General features: G+C 56.6%; 3 protein-coding genes. All 3 read right to left on the reverse strand.

Annotation, left to right across the window (positions count from 1 at the left end; translation table 11 throughout):
- Nucleotides 1–483: 483 nt before the first annotated feature.
- Nucleotides 484–2067, reverse strand: a complete 1584-nt coding sequence (locus OS914_RS17745) for an APC family permease (RefSeq protein ID WP_267547384.1) — start codon at nt 2065–2067, stop codon at nt 484–486.
- A 589-nt stretch (nt 2068–2656) separates the two neighbouring features.
- Complete coding sequence (locus OS914_RS17750; RefSeq protein WP_267547385.1) at nt 2657–3364, reverse strand: cache domain-containing protein; 708 nt, start codon at nt 3362–3364, stop codon at nt 2657–2659.
- A complete protein-coding gene (locus OS914_RS17755) occupies nt 3361–4080 on the reverse strand; it encodes a FadR/GntR family transcriptional regulator (protein WP_267547386.1) in 720 nt (239 codons plus the stop codon). The genes OS914_RS17750 and OS914_RS17755 overlap by 4 nt, the downstream gene beginning before the upstream one ends.
- Nucleotides 4081–4438: the final 358 nt, after the last annotated feature.

Raw genomic sequence — 4438 nt, forward strand, 5'->3', positions numbered from 1 at the left:
GAGTGGGACCGCCGGCAAACCCGACATCCCCAGATACCTGAAGGACCAGGCGTGCTCCGCCCCGACCCCCCCTGGTGTGATGCCAGTCACCTACCCGGCGTCCCACTGCAAAACTACGCCACCTAATTCATATAGTCCAGTCTTTTTTCGAATTATTCGTGTTGGAGTTCATCAGTTCCATCAACAGTGGGCTCGTAGACGGCAGCAAACAAGCATGCGGAAAACTCGCGCACTGCTACAAAGGTGGTGATTCGACACACGCCGCTACACAGCAACGCCTATCGTGGCCTGTGCCATTTTGGCCCACGGGGCCATCCAGTTCAGAGATTAAGGTCGCTACCGGGAGACGACGTTTCGTCAGTACAAAACGCCAATGAAAGATATGTAGGTAGGAACAAGCAAGTACCGTAGACTCCCTGGCGCAGAGACAGGAAGGTAGACCGCTCATTTGCCGATCTACCTTCCTGTCTCTGCGGAATTGAATTAGACCATTGCAGGGTCAAGCTGATCGTCCTCATCAGCAACAACATCAGCAGACGCCAGCACGGCTGCCGCATGTTCTTCCAGGACACCTGTACGGTGCCTGATACGCAGCCTGTACAGCAGGAGACCGACCGCAACCACGAATCCGACGAACATAACCCCGCCCCACTGGAAATACCACTCGAACGGAGGCACAGAGTTGTAGATCTCCGGCCGGGGCCAGATCAGGTTGACAGTCATAGCAGCTCCCCACACCACAGCAATGAGATTGACGATAAAGCCCCACTTACCGAGGCTGAAGCCAGTCTCTGCCCCATTGTCAGCCAGCGGCCACTTTTTCAGGAACCTGTTACGGAGCATTGGAGCGGTGACCAGCAGATAGGCCAGGTAGATCAGGACAATTCCAATGCTGGAAAGAATGGTGAAGATGGCGGGCTGGCCGATATTGAGCAGCAGTGGAATGATCGCGAGAACGCCAGTGGTGATGGCCGCCACCGTGGGGGTTTTGCGAACCGGGTGGACTCTCGCAAGCTGGCGGCTGAACGGCAAGTTATTATCCCGCGCCATGGCGAACATCATGCGGATGGCGGCGGCGTGGACGGCGAGTGCGCAGACAGTGATTGCCACCACTACGCAGATCAGGAAGGCCTTGCCAAAGGGGTCTCCGAGGACCGACAGGACGATGTGCTGCAGGCCTCCATCCGCTTCCCCGAGTTTGGGGTCGGACAGGTCCGGAGCAGCGAGGAGAGCAGCGAGAAGCACCGCTCCCCCCAGGACGAAGGACGCCGTTACAGCCCTGATGATTGCCCTTGGCGCGGTTTTCTTCGGGTCCTTGGTTTCCTCCCCGAGAGAACTGGCGGTGTCGAAACCGTACATGGCGTAGCCGGAAGCCATGGCTGCAATAATGAAGGCACCGAAGTATCCGAGGGGTTGGCCTTTACCGATTCCCTGGGTGTCGAAGACGACCCCGGGCCCGCGCACTACATGCCATGCCAGAGCGAGGACGAGGAACACGGCCGCGAAGAGTTCCACAAATACGCCGATGCTGTTGAGCCTAGTCAACAGCTTGACGCCAAACGCATTCACGAGTGTCGTGAATGTGACGAGGATCGTTGCAAGCAGAACGCCGTTGACCGCGAAGTCGTAGGGGCCGCTTCCGTCACCTACCATCTGGAAGCCCTGCCAGATCTGCGGCATCGTGATCTGAAGAGAAAGTGCAACAGCGCCGATTGTAACGATGGATGCAATCAGCATCAGCCAGCCTGCCATCCATGACGTCGTTTTCGAGGCAAGCTGCTTGGCCCAGTTGTATACGGCGCCGGCGATCGGATATCGGCCCGCGAGCTCGGCGAAGCAGAGCGCGACCATCAGCTGGCCGGCGAATACTAGGACCCAGGTCCACCAATAGGCCGGTCCTCCGGTGCCGTAGCCGAAGTAGAAAAGCTGAAAAACACTAGTGAGGATGGAAATGTAACTGACGCCAGCGGCGAAGCTGGCGAATTTACCGATAGTCCCGGTCGAGAGCGACTGCTTGTAGCCAAAGTCGCTGAGACCGCTCGAATCGTGTGGCTTGAGTTGAGACATGTGGGGAGTCCTTTGTCGAATCTGAATGGCAATAAGTGAGCCATTGCGGTCGTTGAGGAAGACGCCATAGGGGGGTCGAATTCGCGGGGGTGTCGAACTCGGAGAGGTGCTTCTTCATCCGGTCTGCGATCTCTGCAGGGACGTCGGATCGTTCACGTGACGTCTCCTGTGAAACAGATCACTTCAGAGATTACATCCTTAAAGCTCTATTCTGATAGCTTTTTCCATGGCTAATTTTTTTGCCTCGTAGTCACTTGTCAGACGAAGAAGCACTTCTCGGGCCAACCAAGTCAGTCCCAACGTAGACGTTGAGGCTGAAAAATCCCTCTCATAAGCGTCCACGCCTGCCAGACTCCTCAGCGAAACGAACTGGCGCCGCCGCGACCAGCCGGCGGGAAGCCGACCCCGTCCAGCTGGCGGACAAACCCGAACCTAAAAGCCCTACCTCGCCAAAAAACAGCCTCGAACCGCGTGGGTATCGTGTAGCCGACAACATGCCCTGTCAGGCAACCACCGCACGCTGACGTATCAAATCATTCAGGGCATGAATTTTAACATTGATCCGCCGCCTGCTTCCGGCGCTCCGAGGCTAGGTGGTGTAGATCAACGAGAGCCCGAGGTGGGGAACATCCAGAGCCATTCGATGCTGGTCTGGAGTTTTTGATTTGACTCGTTCGCCAACCAAGTACCTTCCGGAATTGCCGAGAATGACGCGGTTACTGGCGTTGACGAGGGCTGCATCGCTTGGGATGACAAGCAGGTTTGGCATGATGAGAGGTTCCAGGTCCTTGATCCGAATGTCGCATGCCGCCACCCCCATGAAATCTCCATAGACGGAAAACGGAGCCGCGAATGTAAGGATGTACTCCTCGAAGCCGAGAAAGTCTACGTATGGGCCCCAAAGGGTCTGCTTGCCTGTGGAAGCGGCCGTCGAGAAGAACGGTAGCTTCTCGTAGTCGTAGTATCGATTGCTGCCTGGAGTCAGGTCAAAATCGAGCCTTCCTATGGCGCCGGATTCCTTGCGCGACCACCATTCCAAAGCTCGGATGCCTTCCTCACCGGATGCCGCCGCGAAGAAGGTCCCAGCGCCGACAGCAAAAGTGTTTTTCGTCAAGAACTCCCGAGAGACTTCGTCCAATCCGGCCAGAGCAGCTTTATGGACCTTAGACTTGCCGACGAGATTTCGTTCAAGCAGCGCGGCAACGTTTCTGGAGAGTTTCTCGGTCTCGGTGGAGACGCCGTTAATCCAGGAAGTGAGGGCCTTGGCGGCACGTTCGACCTCAGTGGTGGGGTTCATTGGCCATCCTGAATCGATTGGACATAACCGAGGGTGAGTTTCGTGTCAATGAGATGGAAGATGTTTCGCTTGATATGCTCAAGCACTAGTTTCTGTGCCTTTTCTGGTTGGTCCAGAGCCACTGCCCGGACCAATTCCAAGTGTTCAGCGGTTGCCGGTTCCGGGTCAAGTGCCGCAGCGACGGGCGTCCATAGTTGTTGAACTGTTTCTTCCTGAAGTCGGATTTCGGCATCGGTAAGCCTCGGTGATTGGGCGGAGACTGCCAACTCAATGTGGAAGCGGCTGTCGGCCGGGGCACGCCCTTCAGGAGTCGTGGCCAGAACTAAGGCCCGAGCAAGTTCCTGAAGCCGGTCGAAGTCGCGTGCTTCCGCGCGCTCACAGGCGAGACGGACGGTCGTGGCGGATATAGCGGAATGTTCATCTCCGATGTCGCGTATTTCCGAAATGGACGTCGACAGAAACCAATCCCGTATTGTGTCGGTCTGGGTTTGCGGCTGATTCACGACAAAGGATCCCCCGCTCCGGCCTCTGCGAGTCTCCACGACTCCACGCTCTCGCAGTTCCCCCAAAGCTTCGCGAAGGGTCGCGCCGCCAACCCCAAACATTTCCGACAGTGCCGCTTCGGGGGGCAGGCGTTCCCCTACTTTGAGCAACCCGAGGGCGATGGCCGTGGTGATTCTGTCGACAATCGCATCGGCCCTCTCGATTTCGGGCAAGGACCGATATATCTGCGACTGGAATGAGGTCGGCGAGGCCAAAAGTCTGCGCTCCGAAAATGGGCTACGGGTCAGGTCAATACTAAGCCCTGGCACCCAATAGTTCTTGACTCGTCCGCCGTAGACGGGGTGTCATCGGGCCGCCTTTTGCCACGGATTCATAAAAAACTCGCCATAAACTGCAGCCGCGCTCATCTGAATTGTCCATTTGGGGTGGGATGGTTTGGCCTATCCTTAAGTGTAGTAAGAACTGTCAGAAAACAGTGTTCCTCCTGCCCGTTTGTTTCGAGACGATGGTTGTGAGCCAGAAAGTATCTGTTCGGCCGTTTTGGGGCCGATGATCGAATCGAAGGGGTTT

It is taken from the genome of Arthrobacter endolithicus, from assembly GCF_026627425.1.
In the GTDB taxonomy this organism is placed as follows: Bacteria; Actinomycetota; Actinomycetes; order Actinomycetales; family Micrococcaceae; genus Arthrobacter_M.